This is a genomic window from Streptomyces sp. NPDC097640, from assembly GCF_040302705.1.
GTDB lineage: Bacteria > Actinomycetota > Actinomycetes > Streptomycetales > Streptomycetaceae > Streptomyces.
In genome coordinates, this window is the sequence record NZ_JBEOSB010000028.1 from 105966 (window position 1) to 123925 (window position 17960).

Here is a 17960-nt window from a genome sequence, read left to right on the forward strand (position 1 = left end):
GGGTCAAGTAGGCTCGACGCCATGGCCGACGCACCGTACAAGCTGATCCTCCTCCGCCACGGCGAGAGCGAGTGGAACGCGAAGAACCTGTTCACCGGCTGGGTGGACGTCAATCTCAACGAGAAGGGTGAGAAGGAGGCAGTCCGCGGCGGTGAGCTGCTCAAGGACGCCGGCCTGCTCCCCGACGTGCTCCACACCTCCCTCCAGAAGCGCGCCATCCGCACCGCGCAGCTCGCCCTGGAGGCCGCCGACCGCCACTGGATCCCGGTCCACCGCTCCTGGCGCCTCAACGAGCGCCACTACGGCGCGCTCCAGGGCAAGGACAAGGCCCAGACGCTCGCCGAGTTCGGCGAGGAGCAGTTCATGCTCTGGCGCCGCTCGTACGACACCCCGCCGCCGCCGATCGAGGCCGACTCCGAGTGGTCGCAGGCCGACGACCCGCGCTACGCGACCATCCCGCCGGAGCTGCGGCCGCGCACCGAGTGCCTCAAGGACGTCGTCGAGCGCATGCTCCCGTACTGGTACGACGGCATCGTCCCGGACCTGCTGGCCGGCCGCACGGTCCTGATCGCCGCGCACGGGAACTCGCTGCGCGCGCTGGTCAAGCACCTCGACGGCGTCTCCGACGCCGACATCGCGGGCCTGAACATCCCCACCGGCATCCCGCTCTCCTACGAGCTCGACGCCGACTTCCGCCCCCTCAACCCGGGCGGCACCTACCTCGACCCGGAGGCCGCGAAGGCCGCGATCGAGGCGGTCAAGAACCAGGGCAAGAAGAAGTAAGCGCCCACGAACAAGCCCCCTACCTGCGGGTTCTCCGCCGGTAGGGGGCTTTTCGCTACCTCTGGGCCGTCGCTGGGCCGTGTTCGGTCATGAGCGAGGCTTCGTGAGAATCTCGGCCTTCACCTGGAAGGCCACCAGGAACGCCGTCACGGCAGCGACCGCCATCGGTGCTGTGACCTCCCCATCCCCACGCGCCGGCTCCGCACCGGAAGCGCTTTCCTTCGCCGCCCCACGGATGCGGCCCGCAGGCGCGAACGGTTGTCTGCGAGATCGTCCCGGAGACCCATGACACTCCAGGAAACTGGCCCCATGACACAGTCGCCGTATGAGCACGTGATCCCACCACCTGTCACACCATTACGCGGGGACGAACCGATCATCGGGGTGCCAGGTATGGCCGTCGCCGACTTCTGGCGCTTCGCCATGCCCGACCTCAAGGTCAACAACACCCGCGGCTTGTTCGCCGAGTTCCTCGTCCACCATGCGGTCGGGTCCCGCCGGCCCCGAGTGGAATGGGTAAGCCATGACGTGGAAACTGGCGACGGACTGCGCATCGAGGTCAAGACCAGTGCCTACGTCCAAGCATGGGAACAACGCCGCCACTCCGACATCCGCTTCAGCGGACTGCGAGCCCGCACCTGGACACCTATGGCCGGATACTCCGGCACGAAGTCCTACAACGCCGACGTCTACGTGTTCGCCGTCCAGACGGCACGCGACCACGCCGCCTACGACCCGCTCGACACCGCCCAGTGGGAGTTCTACGTCCTCGCCCGCCCCACCCTGGAAAAGCTTGACGTAGACAGCCTGGGACTGGCAGCCGTCCGCACGGCGGCAGGCGAACCGGTCGACGTTCACGCTCTCGCCGACCGCATCCGGAGCCTCGACCCACGCCCCAGCAGGGACGCTGGGGCCTCCGACCATGGGCGATGAGTCGCTTGAATGGGCAAGGGTCCAGGCCGGCGGCTCTCAATATTGATTTCATTCGCGCAACTTTCATGAATGAAAGTATCCTCAAAGCAAGTGTCCATCCCAGCTGAGCCAGGAGGCGAGATCGCCATGGACGGATTTGTGGGGCGCCGGGCCGAACTCAACCTCCTGGACGAACTGTTGGCCCCCGTGCGCACCGGAGGGCGCGGTGGGCGAAGAGGCCGCGCCGTGCTCATCCGGGGGCGTCGGCGCGTCGGCAAGTCCCGCCTGGTGGAGGAATTCCTGGAGCGGACCGGACTTCCGCACGTCTTCTTCACCGCCGTCGGCGGCTCCAGGAAGGAAGACCTCGCGGGCTTCACCGCCGAGCTAGCCGCCTCCACCCTCCCCGAGGCCGCGCGCTTCGGGGACTTCGCCAGCCCCCAGACCTGGGACGCCGCCCTGAGCCTGCTCGCCGGCGCGCTGCCCACTGACACACCGAGCATCGTCGTCCTCGACGAGATGCCTTACCTCGTACGCGAGGACCCCAGCTTCGAGGGCGCGCTGCAGAAGACATTCGACCGGACCCTGTCCAAGCTCCCCGTACTGCTCATCCTCATCGGCTCCGATTTGGCCATGATGGAGCAGCTCAACACCTACGGACGGCCCTTCTACCAGCGCGGAACCGAGATGGTCGTCCCCCCGCTCAATCCGGCCGAGGTCGCCGCCATGCTCGACCTGCCCCCGGCCGATGCCTTCGACGCCTACCTGATCAGCGGCGGACTGCCGCTGATCCTCGAGGAATGGCCACACGGCGCCGGACTGTGGGACTACCTGGGACAGGCCCTGCGCCGCCCGACCTCGGCCCTGCTCGTCAGCGGCGAGCGCACTCTGGCCGCCGAGTTCCCCACCGAGGCACAAGCCCGTACCGTGCTCGGCGCCATCGGTCACGGGGAACGCACCTTCACCCTGATCGGACGCGCCGCCGGAGACCTCAACCCCGGCTCCGTCAAGCGCTCCCTCGAACTGCTCACCACACGCCGCATGGTCGCCGCCGACGCACCGCTGTCCACCCGGCCCAGCCGCGAGACCCGCTACCGGATCGACGACCCGTACCTGCGATTCTGGCTCTCCTTCATCGGCCCGGCCATCCCGACGATCGAACGCGGCCGCGGCGATCGCGTCCTCGCGACGATCCGCACCAGCTGGACATCCTGGCGGGGCCGCGCCATCGAGCCCGTGATCCGCGACGCCCTCTGGCGCTTGGCCGACGACCGTCTTCCCGAAGGCACCGACGCCATCGGGGGCTACTGGACCCGCACCAACGACCCCGAAATCGACATCGTCGGAGCCGACCGCTCCCCCATCGCCAAGAAGATCACGCTCGTCGGTTCGGTCAAGTGGCTGGAGAGCAAGCCCTTCGACTCTCGCGACCTCGCCCGCCTCATCACCCACCGCTCCCAGCTGCCCGGCGCCGACGACACCACCCCCCTGCTCGCCGTGGCCCGCAGCGGCTGCACCGCCGAAGGCATCCCACACCTGACTCCGGACCAACTCATCAGAGCCTGGACATGACAACCCGGCAGCCCAGGTCAGGGGCTCCGGGGCAAGAAGAAGTAAGCCGACGCCAGTAAGCCCCCGACCTGCGAGTTCTTCGCGCGTAGGGGGCTTGCTGCTGGGCCGGGGCCGGTCACCATGTGTCGATGACCGGCGCTTCGGGTTCGTGCTGCCGCCAGGCCTCACTGAGGCGCGCCAGCCGGTTCGAGGCGGCGATGCCGCGCAGGGACGCGACCTTGCCGTCGCTGACCTCGAACGCCACGGCGCCCACGACCCGGTCGTCGACCACGGCGAGGACGGCCGGGGCGCCGTTGACCGGCGCGATGTGGAACACGGGGGAGCCACCGAGCAGCCGCCGCTTCGCCGGAGTGGGCTTGAAGCCGGCCAGCACGTAGGAGGCGATGCGCTCGCGCGTCCTGTACCGCAGCAGCCGCCTGGCCAGTCCGGCGCCGTCCGAGACCGCGGTCGCGTCGGCGGTGAGCATCGCCACCAGCCGTTCGGTGCGCCCGGAGGCGGCGGCGGCGAGGAACTCCTCGACGATCCGGCGCGCGGACGCGGGGTCCACCTCGCCGCCGTGGCGCTCGGCGGCGACCCGGCGCCGGGCTCGGTGGACATGCTGCTGGCTCGCGGACTCGGCGATGTCGAGGATCCCGGCGATCTCTGCGTGGGGGTACGAGAAGGCCTCGCGCAGGACGTAAGCGGCCCGCTCGACCGGCGAGAGGCGCTCCATGAGGGTCAGTACGGCCAAGGACACCGATTCGCGCTGCTCGAAGGTATCGGCAGGGCCGAGCATCGGGTCACCCTCGAGGAGTGGCTCGGGCAGCCAGTCTCCGGCAGCGCGCTCATGGCGTGCCTGCGCCGAGCGGAGCCGGTCGAGGCAGAGATTGGTGACGACCTTGGTCAGCCAGGCCTCCGGCACCTCGATACGTTCCCGGTCCGCGGCCTGCCAGCGCAGGAACGCGTCCTGCACGGCGTCCTCGGCGTCGGCCGCCGAGCCGAGCAGACGGTACGCGAGCGAGGCCAGCCGGTCCCGGCTGGCCTCGAACCGGTCGATGGCCGCGCTGTCCATGCGGAGCAGCCTATGCGGCGGCCCTCACACCGGCCCGGTCAGGCGCGGTGGCCAGGTGACGCTTGCGCTTCGGCATGCCGAAGGTCGGGTGGGCGATGCCCCACCCGGCCCCGTTGAGCACGCCGGACTTGAGCCGCGCGGCGGCCCGGCCGCCCAGGTACCAGGACTTCGACCGGGCGTCCCCGTCCACCATCTGGAAGATCGCGTCCCGCCGCCCGAGGCTGATGTGGTTGCCGTAGTACTTCAGCCCGGTGGTCGGGACCTCGCCGCCCGTCAGGCGCGCGATGATCGCGGCGGTCGCCTGCATGTTGGTGAGGCCGGCCGAGGCGCAGGACATCGGCAGCGGCCGGCCGTTGTCGCCGATCGCGTAGGCGCAGTCACCGGCGGCGTAGACGTCCGGGTGCGAGACCGAGCGCATGGTGCGGTCGACGACGATCTGGCCGGTCTCGGCGACCTCCAGGCCGCTGGCTGCCGCGATGGGATGTACGGCGAACCCGGCCGACCACACGGTCACGTCGGCCGGGATGGACGTACCGTCAACGGCGATCGCCCGTGTCGGCTCGACGGCTTCGACGCCGGTGTGCTCGTGGACGGTGATGCCGAGCCGGTCGAAGGCCTGGCGCAGGTGACGGCGGGCCTTCGGGGAGAGCCAGGCGCCCAGCTCGCCCCGGGCGGCGAGCGCGACCGAGAGGTCGGGCCGGGACTCGGCGAACTCGGTGGCGGTCTCGATGCCGGTCAGCCCCTCACCGACGACCAGCACGGTGCCGCCCTCGCCCAGGCCGGCCAGACGCTCGCGCAGACGCAGCGCGGCGGACCGGCCGGTCACATCGAAGGCGTACTCGGCCACACCGGGGACGCCATGGTGGGCCACGGAGCTGCCGAGCGCGTAGAGAAGCGTGTCGTACGCGAGCGCGCCGTCGCCGTCCTCGCCGCCGTCACCGTCCTCGCCGGTCACGGCGACGGTCCTGCGCTGGGGGTCGACGCCGGTGACGCGCGCCAGGCGCAGCCGCACCCCGGTGCCCGCGAATACGTCGGCGAGCTTGCGGAACGCGAGGTCCTGGCCGATCGCGAGCTGGTGGAGCCGCATCCGCTCGACGAAGTCGGGCGCGGCGTTGACGACGGTGATCTCGGTGTCGGCGGGGGAGAGGCGGCGGGCCAGGCTTCCGGCGGCGAAGGCCCCGGCGTATCCGGCGCCGAGTACGACGATGCGGTGCTTCATGGCGTTGCTCCTGTCTCGTTCGCGTGCCCCTTGAACGAGATGGCGCCCCGATTGCTGACAGGAGCCGGGTGTGACGCGGGTCACCGCACGTGAGGGACTGGTCGTCCACGACAGCCATGGCTTCATTCCGCCGGGATCGCGCACAGCCCGGCATGCGCGAGCTTCAGGGGGCTCCTAGGGTTGGAAGGCAAACTGCCGGCGCGTGGGGGCCTCCCGCGTCCTGTGGGTGGCGCGTGTCGGCTCCGCGTAGCACCGAAAGGCGGTCGGACATGGCCACTACGTCGGATACTCCCGTCCTCGACACCATCGCCGCCATGACCATCGACTCGATCGAGCGCTGCGGCCTCGACGAGAGGATGCTCATCCTCACCCGCATCGCCGCACTGGTGGCGATGGACGCACCGCCGATCTCCTACCTGGCCCACATCGACCCCGCCGTCAAGGCCGACCTGACCGTTGAACAGCTGCAGGACGTGCTCGTCGCCATCGCTCCCGTCGTGGGTACGGCGCGCGTCATGGCGGCTGCGGGCCACATCACCAAGGCGCTCGGCTTCGCCATGGCGGTGGGCGAGTCCGAAGCCGAGGCGATCGCCCAGGCCGACGCCCGGAGCCGCAGCAAGTCCTGAGCTTGCGCGGCCGCAACCCGAAGGGCCTTCGACCGGTATCCGGTCGAAGGCCCTTTGGCATGAGGTGAATGCGATGAGGTGAGGGCGTCAGCCGCAGTTGCCGCCGCATGAGCAGGATCCGCCGGACTGGCAGCCGCAGGAACAGCCGGAACCGCAGCCGCAGGCGCCGAGGATGGGCAGCGGGGGGCGGTGTTCGGCCGCCGGCCGGGTGGGGTCGGCGGGGGTGGGAGTGGGGAAGTCGGCCATGAGTCGCCTCCAGGGAGGTCTCGGGAGGGTGCACCTCCTGCCCATGGTGCCGGTCCCCCGGCCCCTGCCCGTAGCGGCGCATGGGCGGCGCGCGGATGCACGGGGCCCGCCGCGCGGTGGGCGCGCGCCCGGCGCGTGAGGGCGCACAGCGCCGCCCTCACGCCCCGAACCGAACCGAACCGAACCGGACCGAACCGGACCGGACCGGACCGAACCGAACCGAACCCGACCGGACGGGCGGTCACGCGCCCTCGGGCGCCTCCGCCTGCGCGATCTCGTCGGCGTGCTCGCCGGTGACCAGGTACACCACACGCTTGGCGACCGAGACCGCGTGGTCCGCGAACCGCTCGTAGTAGCGGCCCAGCAGCGTCACGTCGACGGCCGTCTCTATGCCGTGCTTCCAGCGGTCGTCCATCAGGTGCTGGAAGAGGGTGCGGTGCAGCAGGTCCATCGCGTCGTCGTCCTCCTCCAGCTGGAGCGCGAGGTCGACGTCCTTGGTGATGATCACCTCGGCGGCCTTGGCCATCAGCCGCTGCGCCAGCTGGCCCATCTCCAGGATGGTCGCGTTCAGGTCACGCGGAACGGCCGAGTCCGGGAAGCGGAGCCGGGCCAGCTTGGCGACGTGCTGCGCCAGGTCGCCGGACCGCTCCAGGTCGGCGCTCATCCTCAGGCTGGTCACCACGATCCGCAGATCCGTGGCGACCGGCTGCTGCCGGGCCAGCAGGGTGATGGCCCGCGCCTCCAGGTCGCGCTGAAGGTTGTCGACCTTCTCATCTGCGGCGATGACGCTCTCGGCGAGCTTGAGGTCCGCGTCGAGTATCGCCGTCGTCGCCCGTCCGATCGCAGAGCCGACCAGCCGGGCCATGTCGACCAGGCCATCCCCGATCGAGTCGAGCTCCTCGTGGTACGCGTCCCGCATCACTGACCTTCTCTCGCTGTTGATCTCGCTGTTGGATCTCGGTGGACTCTGACTCGCCGCCCCCCAGGCTTCCACGTTCCGGCCAAAACGCGTCGGGCTCCGGCATCCGGAGTGAACCGCCACTGACTCCCCGGTGAACTCTGGGAAACGTCTCCCTGAGGGTGCCCGTCTGGGGCTGTGGAGCTGTCTCGCGCCGCGCATAACCTGGATGCATGAACGTGAACGCGGCGATCGCCGCACTGGCGGCGCTCGCCGGGCTGTGCACCGGCGTCATCGCCATGCTGGCGTTCCGCTGGAGCGAACGCGAACAGGCGAAGCCTACGCGCTCCTCGCTGCACACCGATGCCGTGCTGCCGCCCGGCGTGGACACCGTGCTCTCCGTACTCCGCTCCTCGGCAGTCGTCCTCGACGAGGCGGACGCCGTGGTCAAGGCCAGCTCCGCGGCGTACGCGCTCGGGCTGGTCCGCGGCGGGAAGCTGGCCGTGGAGCCGATGCTCCAGATGGCTCGCGACACCCGGCGGGACGGGGAGATACGGCAGATCGAGCTGGACCTGCCCCGGCGCGGCACGGGCCGCGGCGAGGCCCTCGCGGTGTCGGCCAGAGTCGCCCCGCTGGGCTCCCGGCTGGTGCTCCTGCTGGTCGAGGACCTCACCGAGGCCCGCCGGATCGAGGCCGTGCGGCGCGACTTCGTCGCCAACGTCAGCCATGAGCTCAAGACCCCGGTCGGCGCGCTGTCCCTGCTGTCCGAAGCGGTGATGGACGCGTCCGACGACCCCGAGGCGGTCACCCGCTTCGCCGGGCGGATGCAGATCGAGGCGACCCGGCTGACCAGCCTGGTCCAGGAGCTCATCGACCTCTCCCGGGTACAGAACGACGACCCGCTGGAGGACGCGGAGCCGGTCCGCGTGGACGAGCTGGTCGCCGAGGCCATCGACCGGTGCCGCCACCAGGCGGGCACCAAGCAGATCACCATGGCCACCGGCGGCACCGCCGATCTGCATGTGTGGGGCAACCGCGGCCAGCTGGCCGCCGCGCTCGGCAATCTCGTCGAGAACGCGGTGAACTACAGCCCGGCCCGCACCCGCGTCGGCATCGCCGCCCGCCGGCTCCCCGCCACCGCCGGCGATCAGATCGAGGTCGCCGTCACCGACCAGGGCATCGGCATCTCGGAGAAGGACCGCGAGCGGATCTTCGAGCGCTTCTACCGGGTCGACCCGGCCCGCTCGCGGCAGACTGGCGGGACCGGCCTCGGGCTCGCCATCGTCAAGCATGTGGCCGCCTCGCACGGCGGGGAGGTCACTGTGTGGAGTGCCGAGGGACAGGGCTCCACCTTCACCCTGCGGCTGCCGGAAGCCGGCTCGGTACGCGACCGCGACCGATCCCGCGACCGCTCGTCGCGAGAGCCGTACGAGACCAACGCTGACCTCGATGGAGAGGACCAGGACCGGCCGTACGAGACCAATTCCTGTGATCACCTTTCTGCCCCGGAGGTCCTTCCGTGACCCGAGTTCTGGTCGTCGAGGACGAGGAATCGTTCAGCGACGCGCTGTCGTACATGCTTCGCAAGGAGGGATTCGAGGTCGCCATCGCGGCAACGGGACCCGAGGGGCTTGACGAGTTCGAGCGCAACGGCGCCGATCTGGTGCTGCTCGACCTGATGCTGCCGGGCCTCCCCGGCACGGAGGTGTGCCGCCAGCTGCGCGGCCGCTCCAACGTCCCGGTGATCATGGTGACCGCCAAGGACAGCGAGATCGACAAGGTCGTCGGCCTGGAGATAGGGGCCGATGACTATGTGACCAAGCCCTTCTCCTCGCGCGAGCTGGTGGCCCGCATCAGGGCCGTGCTGCGCCGCCGCGGGGAGCCGGAGGAGGTCACCCCGGCCGCGCTGGAGGCGGGGCCGGTACGGATGGACGTGGACCGCCACGTGGTGACGGTCAGCGGCGGCAAGGTGGATCTCCCGCTGAAGGAGTTCGACCTGCTGGAGATGTTGCTGCGCAACGCGGGCCGGGTGCTGACCCGGATGCAGCTGATCGACCGCGTGTGGGGCGCGGACTACGTGGGTGACACGAAGACGCTGGACGTCCACGTGAAGCGGCTGCGCGCGAAGATCGAGCCGGACCCGGGCGCGCCCCGGTACCTGGTGACGGTTCGCGGCCTGGGCTACAAGTTCGAGCCGTAAACCGTGAGCAAGCCGTAAGCCACACGCCGCTGGGGCCCTGGAAGTCGCTTCCAGGGCCCCAGCGGCGTCTGTACGTCGGTGGCCTACTGGTTGGGCGCCGGCTCGCCCGAGGCGATGCCGTTGGACGGCGCGTTGCTCTCGCCCGCCCCACCGGAGGGCTTGTTCGTGGCCTCGCCGGACGGCTTGTCGGTACCCGTCCCGGTGCCGGACGGCGTGCTGCCCGGCTTGCTGCTCTGCTTGCCGGCCGGGGTCGTCGGCGTCGTGTTCGTGGGGGTCTCGGCCGGCAGCTGCGAGGGGCCCCAGCCCTCGAAGTAGTGCTTCGCCGGAACCACGAACGCGGTGATCGGCACGTCGCCCGTCTTGCTGAGGTCGAAGACGACCCGCTGCGCGTCGCCGTCCCTGGCGGCCTCGCGCCCGTTCGCGATGACCGCGGAGGGGTTGCCCTTGCCGCCCAGGAGCACCGAGCCGCCGGCCGGGACGACGACCGGACCCGTGCCCTTGGCCGGGGACACCTTCACCGTGGAGCTGGTCCCGGGGAGGGTGATGGCCTTGATGGTCTGGGCGGAGCCGCCGTTGTTGAAGATCTTGGCCGTGACGACGGCCGGGCCCTTCGCCTCGCGCTCCGGCTGGGTCACGATGCTGGCGTTCTGGATCTTGATATCCCCGACGGACGTCGCGGCGTTGTCCGGCTTGACCTCCAGCGTCTGCGCGTCGTTGCCGGCTGCGCAGGCGGAGATCGAGGCGACCGGGACCACGAGGGCGGCGGCGAGGACGCCGCGTCGAAGGCTGCTGCTCACGGCGGCGGCATCTCCTAGGGCTAGGTAGGGCTGTGTAAAAACTGGATCAGCGGGCTTAGGTTACCGATCCCCCTGCCCGGGGCCGCACCCGACCCACCCGGTGCCACGCCCCGCCGCCGTGGCGCCGTCCGGTGATCCGATCTTCGGCTCGTCTTCGGCTCGTCTTCGGCCCGTCTTCGGTCCGCCGGGTTCACTTCTGAGCGCGCGTGTCCCGCTTCTGACTCCCGTCTCCGATGTGCGTGACGAATATCGGCCCGGTGTCGGTAGAGGCGATTATCGGTAAGGAATGTGTGGACGTCCGAGAATTGATCAACACTGTTGATCCACCCTTGATCCATCCTTGATCCACTCGGGCGTGATCAATTCGGGAAACGGGATGGGATCAGCCGCTCCGGGCCCGAACGGAGTAGCGGAAGTCCTTCGACCGGACTCCGGCATAACGGGACGTAAGGTCACTCTTGGGGGGCTGTCGGGGGGTGTAACGTACGGGTTTCGCCGTGCCCGCGCAGCCGCTCCCACCTGCGAATACCCGCTTCCGCAGGCCCCGCCCAGCACGTTCCGCCTGCTGTTGTCAAGCCCCGAGATATGCCCTGACCTGCGAAAACGCCATTCAGAAGAAGGCGTTCCCGTGTTACCCTGGATAGCCACGGAAGGGGTACCTGTCACATGACGTTCAAGGTTGGCGACACCGTGGTCTATCCCCATCACGGGGCCGCGCTGATCGAGGCCATCGAAACTCGCCAGATCAAAGGCGTGGACAAGACCTACTTGGTGCTGAAGGTCGCTCAGGGTGACCTGACGGTTCGTGTGCCGGCGGACAATGCGGAGTTCGTCGGTGTGCGTGATGTGGTCGGCCAGGACGGGCTGGACCGGGTCTTCGAGGTGCTGCGCGCGCCGTACGCCGAAGAGCCGACGAACTGGTCCCGTCGCTACAAGGCAAATCTCGAGAAGCTCGCCTCCGGCGACGTTATCAAGGTTGCCGAAGTGGTGCGCGACCTGTGGCGTCGAGAGCGGGAGCGCGGACTTTCCGCCGGTGAGAAGCGCATGCTTGCCAAGGCACGCCAGATCCTGGTGAGTGAGCTCGCCCTCGCGGAGAACACCAACGAAGACAAGGCCGAGGCCCTGCTCGACGAGGTCCTCGCGTCCTGACACATAGATGCCGCGGTGCCCGAGTGACTCAGACCTAGCGTGACCTAGCGTGACCTAGCGTCTGTCGTGTCGCCGGGCGCTGCGGCATGTGCGCATGCCGGTGCTTGCCGCCAGTGATCCGGCTGCTGGTCCCGCTGCCGCCGGCTCCGCGCCGACGGTGCTGGTGTGCCGGGCCCGGGCAGCTGGCTCGACCAGTCGTCACGGAAGGGGCTGGTCGGGGCATCGCGCCCGGCACGCTGTGGCCATACCCACTTCGGTTGAGGAAGCAAACCTGAACGCCAACTCAATGTCCGCATCAGGGCAGTCCGTGAATCCCGAGGGCGCCGAGAGCCCCGCCCGCCCCACCCGTACCGCCGCCGTCATCCCGGCGGCGGGCCGCGGGGTGCGGCTCGGGCCCGGCGCGCCGAAGGCGCTGCGCCCGCTCAGCGGCACGCCGATGCTGGTCCATGCCGTACGGGCGATGGCCAGGTCCCGTTCCGTCACGCTCGTGGTCGTGGTCGCCCCGCCCGACGGGGCCGATGAGGTCCGCCGGCTGCTCGACGCCTACCCGCTCACCGGGAACACCGACGTGGTGGTGGTGCCCGGCGGCGAGACCCGTCAGGAGTCGGTCCGGCGCGGCCTGGCCGCCGTCCCCGAGGACGTCGCGATCGTCCTCGTCCATGACGCGGCGCGCCCGCTGGTCCCCGTGGACACCGTGGACGCGGTCGTCGCCGCCGTACGGGAGGGGGCGCCCGCCGTCGTACCGGCGCTGCCGCTCGCCGACACCGTCAAGCAGGTCGAGCCGCGCACCGGCGACCGGGCGGGCGAGCCCGAGCCGGTGGTCGGCACCCCGGAGCGCGCCCGGCTGCGCGCCGTACAGACCCCGCAGGGCTTCGACCGGGCCACGCTGGTCGCCGCGCACGAGAAGATCGTCCTGGAAGGCGACGGTGCGACGGACGACGCCGGGATGGTGGAGCGGCTCGGGGCCGAGGTCGTGGTGGTGCCCGGCCACGAGGAGGCGTTCAAGGTGACCCGGCCGCTGGATCTGGTGCTGGCCGAGGCCGTGCTCGCCCGGAGGAGGGCCACCGATGGCTTCTGACCTGACCGGGCTGCCGCTCGTGGGCATCGGCACGGATGTGCACGCCTTCGAGAAGGGCCGCGAGCTGTGGTGCGCGGGTCTGCTGTGGGAAGGCGATGAGTACGGGGGGTATGGCCTGGCCGGGCACTCCGACGGCGATGTCGCCGCGCACGCCGCCTGCGACGCGCTGTTCTCCGCCGCCGGGGTCGGCGACCTGGGGGCCCACTTCGGCACCGACCGCCCCGAGTGGGCCGGGGCCTCGGGGGTCACGCTGCTGGCCGAGGCCGCTCGGATCGTCCGGAGCGCGGGCTTCGAGATCGGGAACGTGGCGATCCAGGTGATCGGCGTGCGCCCGAAGATCGGCAAGCGGCGGGACGAGGCGACGAAGGTGCTCTCGGCGGCGGTCGGCGCCCCCGTGGCCATCTCGGGCACCACCACTGACGGCCTGGGCCTCACCGGCCGCGCCGAGGGCCTCGCGGCGATCGCCACGGCCCTGGTGGTGCGAGCGGGCTAGGCGGCCTGGCCGCCTGCGGTGAGCGGGGGAAAGTCGCTCCGCCGAACGGTTCTCTCGCGGGGATTTGACGGTGTGTCGGGCGCCCATCGGGTACCGGACACACCGTACGCATCTCGTGTACGTATCGCGCGAGGGAAGGAACCGCCGTGTCAGCCGCACTCTCCGACGATCTCAAGCGTCTCCTCGACACCCCCGTCTTCGTGACCGTCGGGACCATCCAGCCCGACGGCAGCCCGCAGCTCTCACCGGTCTGGGTGATGCGGGACGGCGACGAGCTGCTGATCTCGACCACCATGGGGCGGCAGAAGCAGAAGAACATCGCCCGGGAGCCACGGGTGTCGGTCGTGGTGCAGCCCTCCGAGGAGCCGTACACGTACGCGGAGATCCGCGGCAGCGCCGCCTACAGCACCGAGGGCGCCGACGCCCTGATCGACGAGCTGTCGCTCAAGTACACCGGGAAGAGGTACGCCGAGTTCAACCCGGCGGCCGCGGAGGACGCCCAGCGCATCGCCGTACGGATCACCCCGCTCAAGATCGTCGGCAGGGTCTGAGCCGGCCGGAGCGTCCCAAGTGTCACGCTTCTGTGTCCCTGCGGCCATAAGGTCGCGGGGCACTGCCCCCTTCCGTCTACCCTTGATGCGTGACTATTCGCCTGTACGACACCAGCGCCCGGCAGATCCGTGACTTCACCCCGCTCACCCCGGGCTGTGTCTCGATCTACCTGTGTGGCGCGACCGTGCAGGCCGCCCCGCATATCGGGCACATCAGGTCGGGCCTCAACTTCGACATCATGCGCCGCTGGTTCGCCTACCGCGGCTATGACGTGACGTTCATCCGCAATGTCACCGACATCGACGACAAGATCATCGCCAAGTCGGCCGAGCAGAACCGCCCGTGGTGGGCGATCGGCTACGAGAACGAGCGCGCCTTCAACTCCGCGTACGACGTCCTCGGCTGCCTGCCCGTGACCTATGAGCCCCGGGCCACCGGCCATGTGCCGGAGATGATCGAGATGATGCGGGGCCTGATCGAGCGGGGCCACGCCTATGCCGCCGAGGGCAGCGTCTACTTCGACGTGCGCTCGTACCCCGGCTATCTCCAGCTCTCCAACCAGGAACTTGACGGGCTGCGCCAGCCCTCCGGCGAGGGTGAGTACGGCAAGCGCGACCCGCGCGACTTCGCCATGTGGAAGGCGGCCAAGCCCGGCGAGCCGAGCTGGGAGACCCCGTGGGGGCGCGGCCGGCCCGGCTGGCACCTGGAGTGCTCGGCGATGGCCCACAGGTACCTGGGCTCGGCCTTCGACATCCACGGCGGCGGCGTCGACCTGATCTTCCCGCACCACGAGAACGAGATCGCGCAGGCCAAGGCGTTCGGCGACGACTTCGCCGCGTACTGGGTGCACAACGCCTGGGTGACCATGAGCGGCGAGAAGATGAGCAAGTCGCTCGGCAATTCGGTGCTGGTCTCCGAGATGGTCAAGCACTGGCGCCCCATCGTGCTGCGCTACTACCTCGGCACCCCGCACTACCGCTCCATGATCGAGTACAGCGAGGAGTCGCTGCGCGAGGCCGAGTCCGCGTTCGCGCGCATCGAGGGCTTCGTACAGCGGGTCACCGAGAAGGCGGGGAAGGTCGTCCCGCCCGCGCCCGAGGTGCCGCCCGCGTTCGCGGAGGCGCTGGACGACGACTTCGGCGTCCCGCAGGCGCTCGCGGTCGTCCACACCACCGTCCGCCAGGGGAACTCCGCCCTGACCGCCGACGACAAGGAGTCGGCGGTCGCGCGGCTGGCCGAGGTGCGTGCCATGCTCGGCGTGCTGGGCCTCGACCCGCTCGACGAGCACTGGGCGGGCGGCCCGGACCGGGGTGAGGATCTGCACGGCGTGGTCGACTCGCTCGTACGGCTGGTCCTCGAGCAGCGGCAGGCCGCGCGGACCCGTAAGGACTACGGGACGGCGGACGCCATCCGCGATCAGCTCCAGCAGTCGGGGCTGGTCATCGAGGACACCCCGAGCGGGCCGCGCTGGGAGCTCGGCTCGCGCTGACCCGGGCCCCGACCCGCCCCGCCCCGACCGACGCGGTGTGCCGACCGGCACACCCACCACGACATGACACAAGCAGGCAGCCGCCGGACCAGGCCCGGCGGCACAGCCGCGCGAAGCCGTGAGGCCCCCAGGGCCGGGCGGCCGGCGGGCGGCCACGGATGAGAAACAGGTGAACCCCCATGGCCGGCAACAGCCAGCGCAGGAACCGCCGCACCGCCAACAAGAAGGGCGCGACGGTCGGCAGCGGCGGCAAGCGGCGCCGGGCCCTGGAGGGCAAGGGCCCCACCCCGCCCGCCGAGATGCGCAAGGGCCACGCCAAGCAGCGCGTCGCCAATGCGCGCGTCAAGCAGGCGGCCCGCCGTCCGGCCCCCCGGCGCGGCGGCAAGGGCACGAATGAGCTGGTGGTGGGCCGTAACCCGGTCGTCGAGGCGCTGCGCGAGGGCGTGCCGGCCAGCACGCTGTACGTCCAGCAGTTCATCGACAGCGACGACCGGGTGCGCGAGGCGCTGAAGCTGGCGGCCGACCGCGGCGGCATACACCTCATGGAGGCCCCGCGCCCCGAGCTGGACCGGATGACGAACGGCCTCAACCACCAGGGGCTGGTGCTCCAGGTGCCGCCGTACGAGTACGCGCACCCCGAGGACCTGGTCGCGGCCGCGGCCGACGAGGGCCAGGACCCGCTGATCGTCGCCCTCGACGGGGTCACCGACCCGCGGAACCTGGGCGCGGTGGTGCGGTCGGTGTCGGCGTTCGGCGGCCATGGTGTGGTGGTGCCGGAGCGGCGTGCGGCCGGGATGACGGCGGGGGCGTGGAAGACCTCGGCGGGCACCGCGGCGCGTACGCCGGTGGCGCGGGCGACCAACCTCACGCGGGCGCTGGAGGCGTACAAGAAGGCGGGCCTGATGGTGGTCGGCCTGGACGCGGACGGCGACACCGAGGTGCAGAACGCCGAGGTGCTGGAGGGCCCGGTGGTGATCGTGGCCGGCAGCGAGGGCAAGGGGCTGTCCCGGCTGGTCGCCGAGACCTGCGACGTACTGGTGCGCATTCCGATGCCCGGCGGCGCCGAGTCGCTCAACGCGGGCGTCGCGACGGGCGTCGTGCTGTACGAGGCGGTCCGGCACCGGATGTGAGCCGACCGGGTGTCCGGCAGGGCTTGTGTGATCATGACTTGACGGGCCTCGGACACCCCGGGGCGGTCACGGCAGTGTCCTATCCGCGCGTCACTCGGTTAGATGAGCGTGGAGACCAGAACACCCCGCACGCCCACGGGGGGACGCGCACCGGGTTTTGACGACGAGCCACAGCTGGCCATGGCCAAGGTGCCGAGCGATCCGGCGCAGGTCACCGTCAATCCCGCGAGCTTCCGGGTACAGCTCGCCACCCCGGTGGTGAGCAGCGCGCTGTCGGACACCACGCGGCTCGCCCGCGTCCCGGCCGCCGCCAGGCGCAGCCCGCCCGTGGTCTGGAGCGGCCGCACCCGGCCCGGCGGCGACGTGGCCGCCACCCGGCTGCTCCAGGCCGTGCGGTACGCGGGGGAGGGACTCGCGGAGACGGGCGCCGTCGGCGGGGACCGCGGCGAGGAAGCGGCCGCCACACAGGTGCTGCCGCGCCTCACCTTCGACGACGGCCCGCCCACGGTCGTCGGCCCGCGCCGCAGCCCGCATGACGAGGCCGTGCCGCCGGCCGACCGGGCCGGGGCCGGGGCGCGGCACGGGGCGCCGCGGGAGCCGCGCGCACCGCAGGGGCGGGCCGCCCGCGGCGCGGATGTGCCGCGCCCGCGCCGCCACTCCGACACCGCGCGGCACCAGGCCTACTACCCCGGCCGCCGGATGAACCTGGGCGTCGTGCTGCTCCCGCTGCGCATCTTCCTCGGCCTCATCTCCGTCTACGCCGGCATGGGCAAGCTCTCCGACCCGGTCTACTTCGACGGCGGCGAGCGCGGCTCGATGGTCACCTGGCTGCGGTCGCTGCACCCCTGGCCGATCGCGGAGCCGCTGCGCGACCTCGCGCTCGGGCACCCGGTGGGCGCGGGCCTGACGGTGGCCTTCCTCCAGGTCGTGGTGGGGGTGCTCACGGTCCTCGGGCTGTGGCAGCGGCTGGCGGCCTTCTTCGGCGCGACGCTGTCGGCCGCGCTGATCCTCACCGTGAGCTGGCGGACCGTGCCGGTGTACGACGCGCCGGACATCATCTACCTCGCCGCCTGGAGCCCGCTGATCATCGCGGGTGCCCCGGTGTACTCGGCGGACGCCCGGCTCGCGGGCGAGGCGTGGCGGCGGCTCGGACCGCGGGTGGGGGTGTGGGAGCTGCGGCGGCGGGTGCTGCGCCGGGGCACCTTCATGGCGCTGATCGTGGCCGGGCTGACGCTGCTCCTCGGCTCGATGCTCGGCGGCGCCGTACGGGCGTCGGAGACGGTGCGCGGCCCGGAGCCGAGCGACGTCCCGACCAACAACCTGCCCGGCTCGCCGCTGCCGCGGCGGGCCGACCAGAGCCCCACCGGCGCCACCCGCGGGCCCCTCGGCGGGGGCGGGGCGCCGTCCCCGCGCGCGCCCGTGACCAGCCCGACGCCCCCGTCGGCCGCCTCGTCGACGGGGGCGCCCAGCGCGTCGGCCCCGGCCGCCGGCTCCGCCCGCCCCAGCCACTCCCCGGGCGGCGCGCGGACCGCCCCGCGGCGGCCGGGCCGGCCCGTCGCCCCGGAGACTCCGGAAGGGCCGTCTTCGGCGGGCGGCCGGGTGGGCCGGGGCGGCCTGGGGATCGGCGAGGGCGAGACCTGGCCCGAGACGGTCACGGGCAGCGGCGGCACGTCGGGCGACGCCTACGGCTACACCGAGGGCGCCACGGAGGGCAGCAGCGGCGCACTCGGCGGCCTCCTCGGCTGACGCCCACACCAACACCGACACC

17 protein-coding genes are annotated in these 17960 nt (G+C 71.2%); 13 read left to right on the plus strand and 4 right to left on the minus strand.

Features of this window, described 5'->3' with window-relative positions:
* The first annotated feature begins 21 nt into the window (after positions 1 to 21).
* From ABTY62_RS35530 to ABTY62_RS35540, 3 genes are all read left to right on the plus strand, one after another.
* Complete coding sequence (locus ABTY62_RS35530; protein WP_352133527.1) at positions 22 to 783, plus strand: phosphoglyceromutase; 762 nt, start codon at positions 22 to 24, stop codon at positions 781 to 783.
* Positions 784 to 1176: 393 nt separating this feature from the next.
* Entirely contained in the window at positions 1177 to 1716 is a 540-nt protein-coding gene (locus ABTY62_RS35535; RefSeq protein ID WP_352133528.1) for a hypothetical protein, read from the plus strand.
* 126 nt (positions 1717 to 1842) lie between these two features.
* Positions 1843 to 3264, plus strand: coding sequence for an ATP-binding protein (locus tag ABTY62_RS35540; protein WP_352133529.1), 1422 nt, complete (start codon positions 1843 to 1845; stop codon positions 3262 to 3264).
* 115 nt (positions 3265 to 3379) lie between these two features.
* Here the strand turns inward: ABTY62_RS35540 and ABTY62_RS35545 are convergent, their stop codons facing one another.
* Together ABTY62_RS35545 and ABTY62_RS35550 are read right to left on the minus strand one after the other, a co-directional pair.
* Positions 3380 to 4315, minus strand: a complete 936-nt coding sequence (locus ABTY62_RS35545) for a sigma-70 family RNA polymerase sigma factor (RefSeq protein WP_352133530.1) — start codon at positions 4313 to 4315, stop codon at positions 3380 to 3382.
* A gap of 10 nt (positions 4316 to 4325) precedes the next feature.
* On the minus strand, positions 4326 to 5534 hold the full coding sequence (locus ABTY62_RS35550) for an NAD(P)/FAD-dependent oxidoreductase (protein WP_352133531.1): 1209 nt from the start codon (positions 5532 to 5534) through the stop codon (positions 4326 to 4328).
* A 269-nt stretch (positions 5535 to 5803) separates the two neighbouring features.
* Here ABTY62_RS35550 and ABTY62_RS35555 point away from each other — a divergent pair, with 269 nt between their 5' ends.
* The gene (locus ABTY62_RS35555) at positions 5804 to 6160 is read left to right on the plus strand and encodes a carboxymuconolactone decarboxylase family protein (RefSeq protein ID WP_352133532.1); all 357 of its coding nucleotides are present in this window, start codon (positions 5804 to 5806) and stop codon (positions 6158 to 6160) included.
* A 487-nt stretch (positions 6161 to 6647) separates the two neighbouring features.
* Here ABTY62_RS35555 and phoU read toward each other — a convergent pair whose 3' ends face one another.
* Positions 6648 to 7325 (minus strand): phosphate signaling complex protein PhoU, encoded by a 678-nt coding sequence (gene phoU / locus ABTY62_RS35560; protein ID WP_352133533.1) that lies wholly within the window; start codon positions 7323 to 7325, stop codon positions 6648 to 6650.
* Positions 7326 to 7537: 212 nt separating this feature from the next.
* Between phoU and phoR the strand changes: the two genes are divergently transcribed.
* A complete protein-coding gene (gene phoR / locus ABTY62_RS35565; protein WP_352133534.1) occupies positions 7538 to 8827 on the plus strand; it encodes a two-component system sensor histidine kinase PhoR in 1290 nt (429 codons plus the stop codon).
* Positions 8824 to 9504: a two-component system response regulator PhoP gene (gene phoP, locus ABTY62_RS35570; protein WP_232268924.1), complete on the plus strand. Its 681-nt coding sequence runs from the start codon at positions 8824 to 8826 to the stop codon at positions 9502 to 9504. The genes phoR and phoP overlap by 4 nt, the downstream gene beginning before the upstream one ends.
* Before the next feature lie 83 nt (positions 9505 to 9587).
* Here the strand turns inward: phoP and ABTY62_RS35575 are convergent, their stop codons facing one another.
* Positions 9588 to 10301: a DUF461 domain-containing protein gene (locus ABTY62_RS35575; protein ID WP_352133535.1), complete on the minus strand. Its 714-nt coding sequence runs from the start codon at positions 10299 to 10301 to the stop codon at positions 9588 to 9590.
* A gap of 666 nt (positions 10302 to 10967) precedes the next feature.
* Here ABTY62_RS35575 and ABTY62_RS35580 point away from each other — a divergent pair.
* From ABTY62_RS35580 to ABTY62_RS35610, 7 genes are all read left to right on the plus strand, one after another.
* Entirely contained in the window at positions 10968 to 11450 is a 483-nt protein-coding gene (locus ABTY62_RS35580) for a CarD family transcriptional regulator (protein ID WP_003953493.1), read from the plus strand.
* A gap of 286 nt (positions 11451 to 11736) precedes the next feature.
* Positions 11737 to 12528, plus strand: coding sequence for a 2-C-methyl-D-erythritol 4-phosphate cytidylyltransferase (gene ispD, locus ABTY62_RS35585; protein ID WP_352133536.1), 792 nt, complete (start codon positions 11737 to 11739; stop codon positions 12526 to 12528).
* Positions 12518 to 13021: a 2-C-methyl-D-erythritol 2,4-cyclodiphosphate synthase gene (gene ispF, locus ABTY62_RS35590; protein ID WP_352133537.1), complete on the plus strand. Its 504-nt coding sequence runs from the start codon at positions 12518 to 12520 to the stop codon at positions 13019 to 13021. The genes ispD and ispF overlap by 11 nt, the downstream gene beginning before the upstream one ends.
* 146 nt (positions 13022 to 13167) lie before the next feature.
* Positions 13168 to 13572 carry a PPOX class F420-dependent oxidoreductase gene (locus ABTY62_RS35595; protein WP_352133538.1) on the plus strand — a complete coding sequence of 135 codons (405 nt, stop codon included), beginning with the start codon at positions 13168 to 13170 and terminating at the stop codon, positions 13570 to 13572.
* Positions 13573 to 13661: 89 nt separating this feature from the next.
* A complete protein-coding gene (gene cysS / locus ABTY62_RS35600) occupies positions 13662 to 15062 on the plus strand; it encodes a cysteine--tRNA ligase (RefSeq protein ID WP_352133539.1) in 1401 nt (466 codons plus the stop codon).
* Between the two features lie 179 nt (positions 15063 to 15241).
* Entirely contained in the window at positions 15242 to 16192 is a 951-nt protein-coding gene (rlmB, locus tag ABTY62_RS35605; protein ID WP_352133540.1) for a 23S rRNA (guanosine(2251)-2'-O)-methyltransferase RlmB, read from the plus strand.
* Positions 16193 to 16294: 102 nt separating this feature from the next.
* Positions 16295 to 17938 carry a DoxX family membrane protein gene (locus ABTY62_RS35610; RefSeq protein WP_352133541.1) on the plus strand — a complete coding sequence of 548 codons (1644 nt, stop codon included), beginning with the start codon at positions 16295 to 16297 and terminating at the stop codon, positions 17936 to 17938.
* Positions 17939 to 17960 lie beyond the last annotated feature (22 nt).

Coding starts and splice junctions, on each gene's coding strand:
- ABTY62_RS35530 (WP_352133527.1), top strand. CDS start 22: ATGGCCGACGCACCGTACAAGCTGATCCTCCTCCGCCACGGCGAGAGC.
- ABTY62_RS35535 (WP_352133528.1), top strand. CDS start 1,177: ATGGCCGTCGCCGACTTCTGGCGCTTCGCCATGCCCGACCTCAAGGTC.
- ABTY62_RS35540 (WP_352133529.1), top strand. CDS start 1,843: ATGGACGGATTTGTGGGGCGCCGGGCCGAACTCAACCTCCTGGACGAA.
- ABTY62_RS35545 (WP_352133530.1), bottom strand. CDS start 4,315: ATGGACAGCGCGGCCATCGACCGGTTCGAGGCCAGCCGGGACCGGCTG.
- ABTY62_RS35550 (WP_352133531.1), bottom strand. CDS start 5,534: ATGAAGCACCGCATCGTCGTACTCGGCGCCGGATACGCCGGGGCCTTC.
- ABTY62_RS35555 (WP_352133532.1), top strand. CDS start 5,804: ATGGCCACTACGTCGGATACTCCCGTCCTCGACACCATCGCCGCCATG.
- phoU (WP_352133533.1), bottom strand. CDS start 7,325: ATGCGGGACGCGTACCACGAGGAGCTCGACTCGATCGGGGATGGCCTG.
- phoR (WP_352133534.1), top strand. CDS start 7,538: ATGAACGTGAACGCGGCGATCGCCGCACTGGCGGCGCTCGCCGGGCTG.
- ABTY62_RS35580 (WP_003953493.1), top strand. CDS start 10,968: ATGACGTTCAAGGTTGGCGACACCGTGGTCTATCCCCATCACGGGGCC.
- ispD (WP_352133536.1), top strand. CDS start 11,737: ATGTCCGCATCAGGGCAGTCCGTGAATCCCGAGGGCGCCGAGAGCCCC.
- ispF (WP_352133537.1), top strand. CDS start 12,518: ATGGCTTCTGACCTGACCGGGCTGCCGCTCGTGGGCATCGGCACGGAT.
- rlmB (WP_352133540.1), top strand. CDS start 15,242: ATGGCCGGCAACAGCCAGCGCAGGAACCGCCGCACCGCCAACAAGAAG.
- ABTY62_RS35610 (WP_352133541.1), top strand. CDS start 16,295: ATGAGCGTGGAGACCAGAACACCCCGCACGCCCACGGGGGGACGCGCA.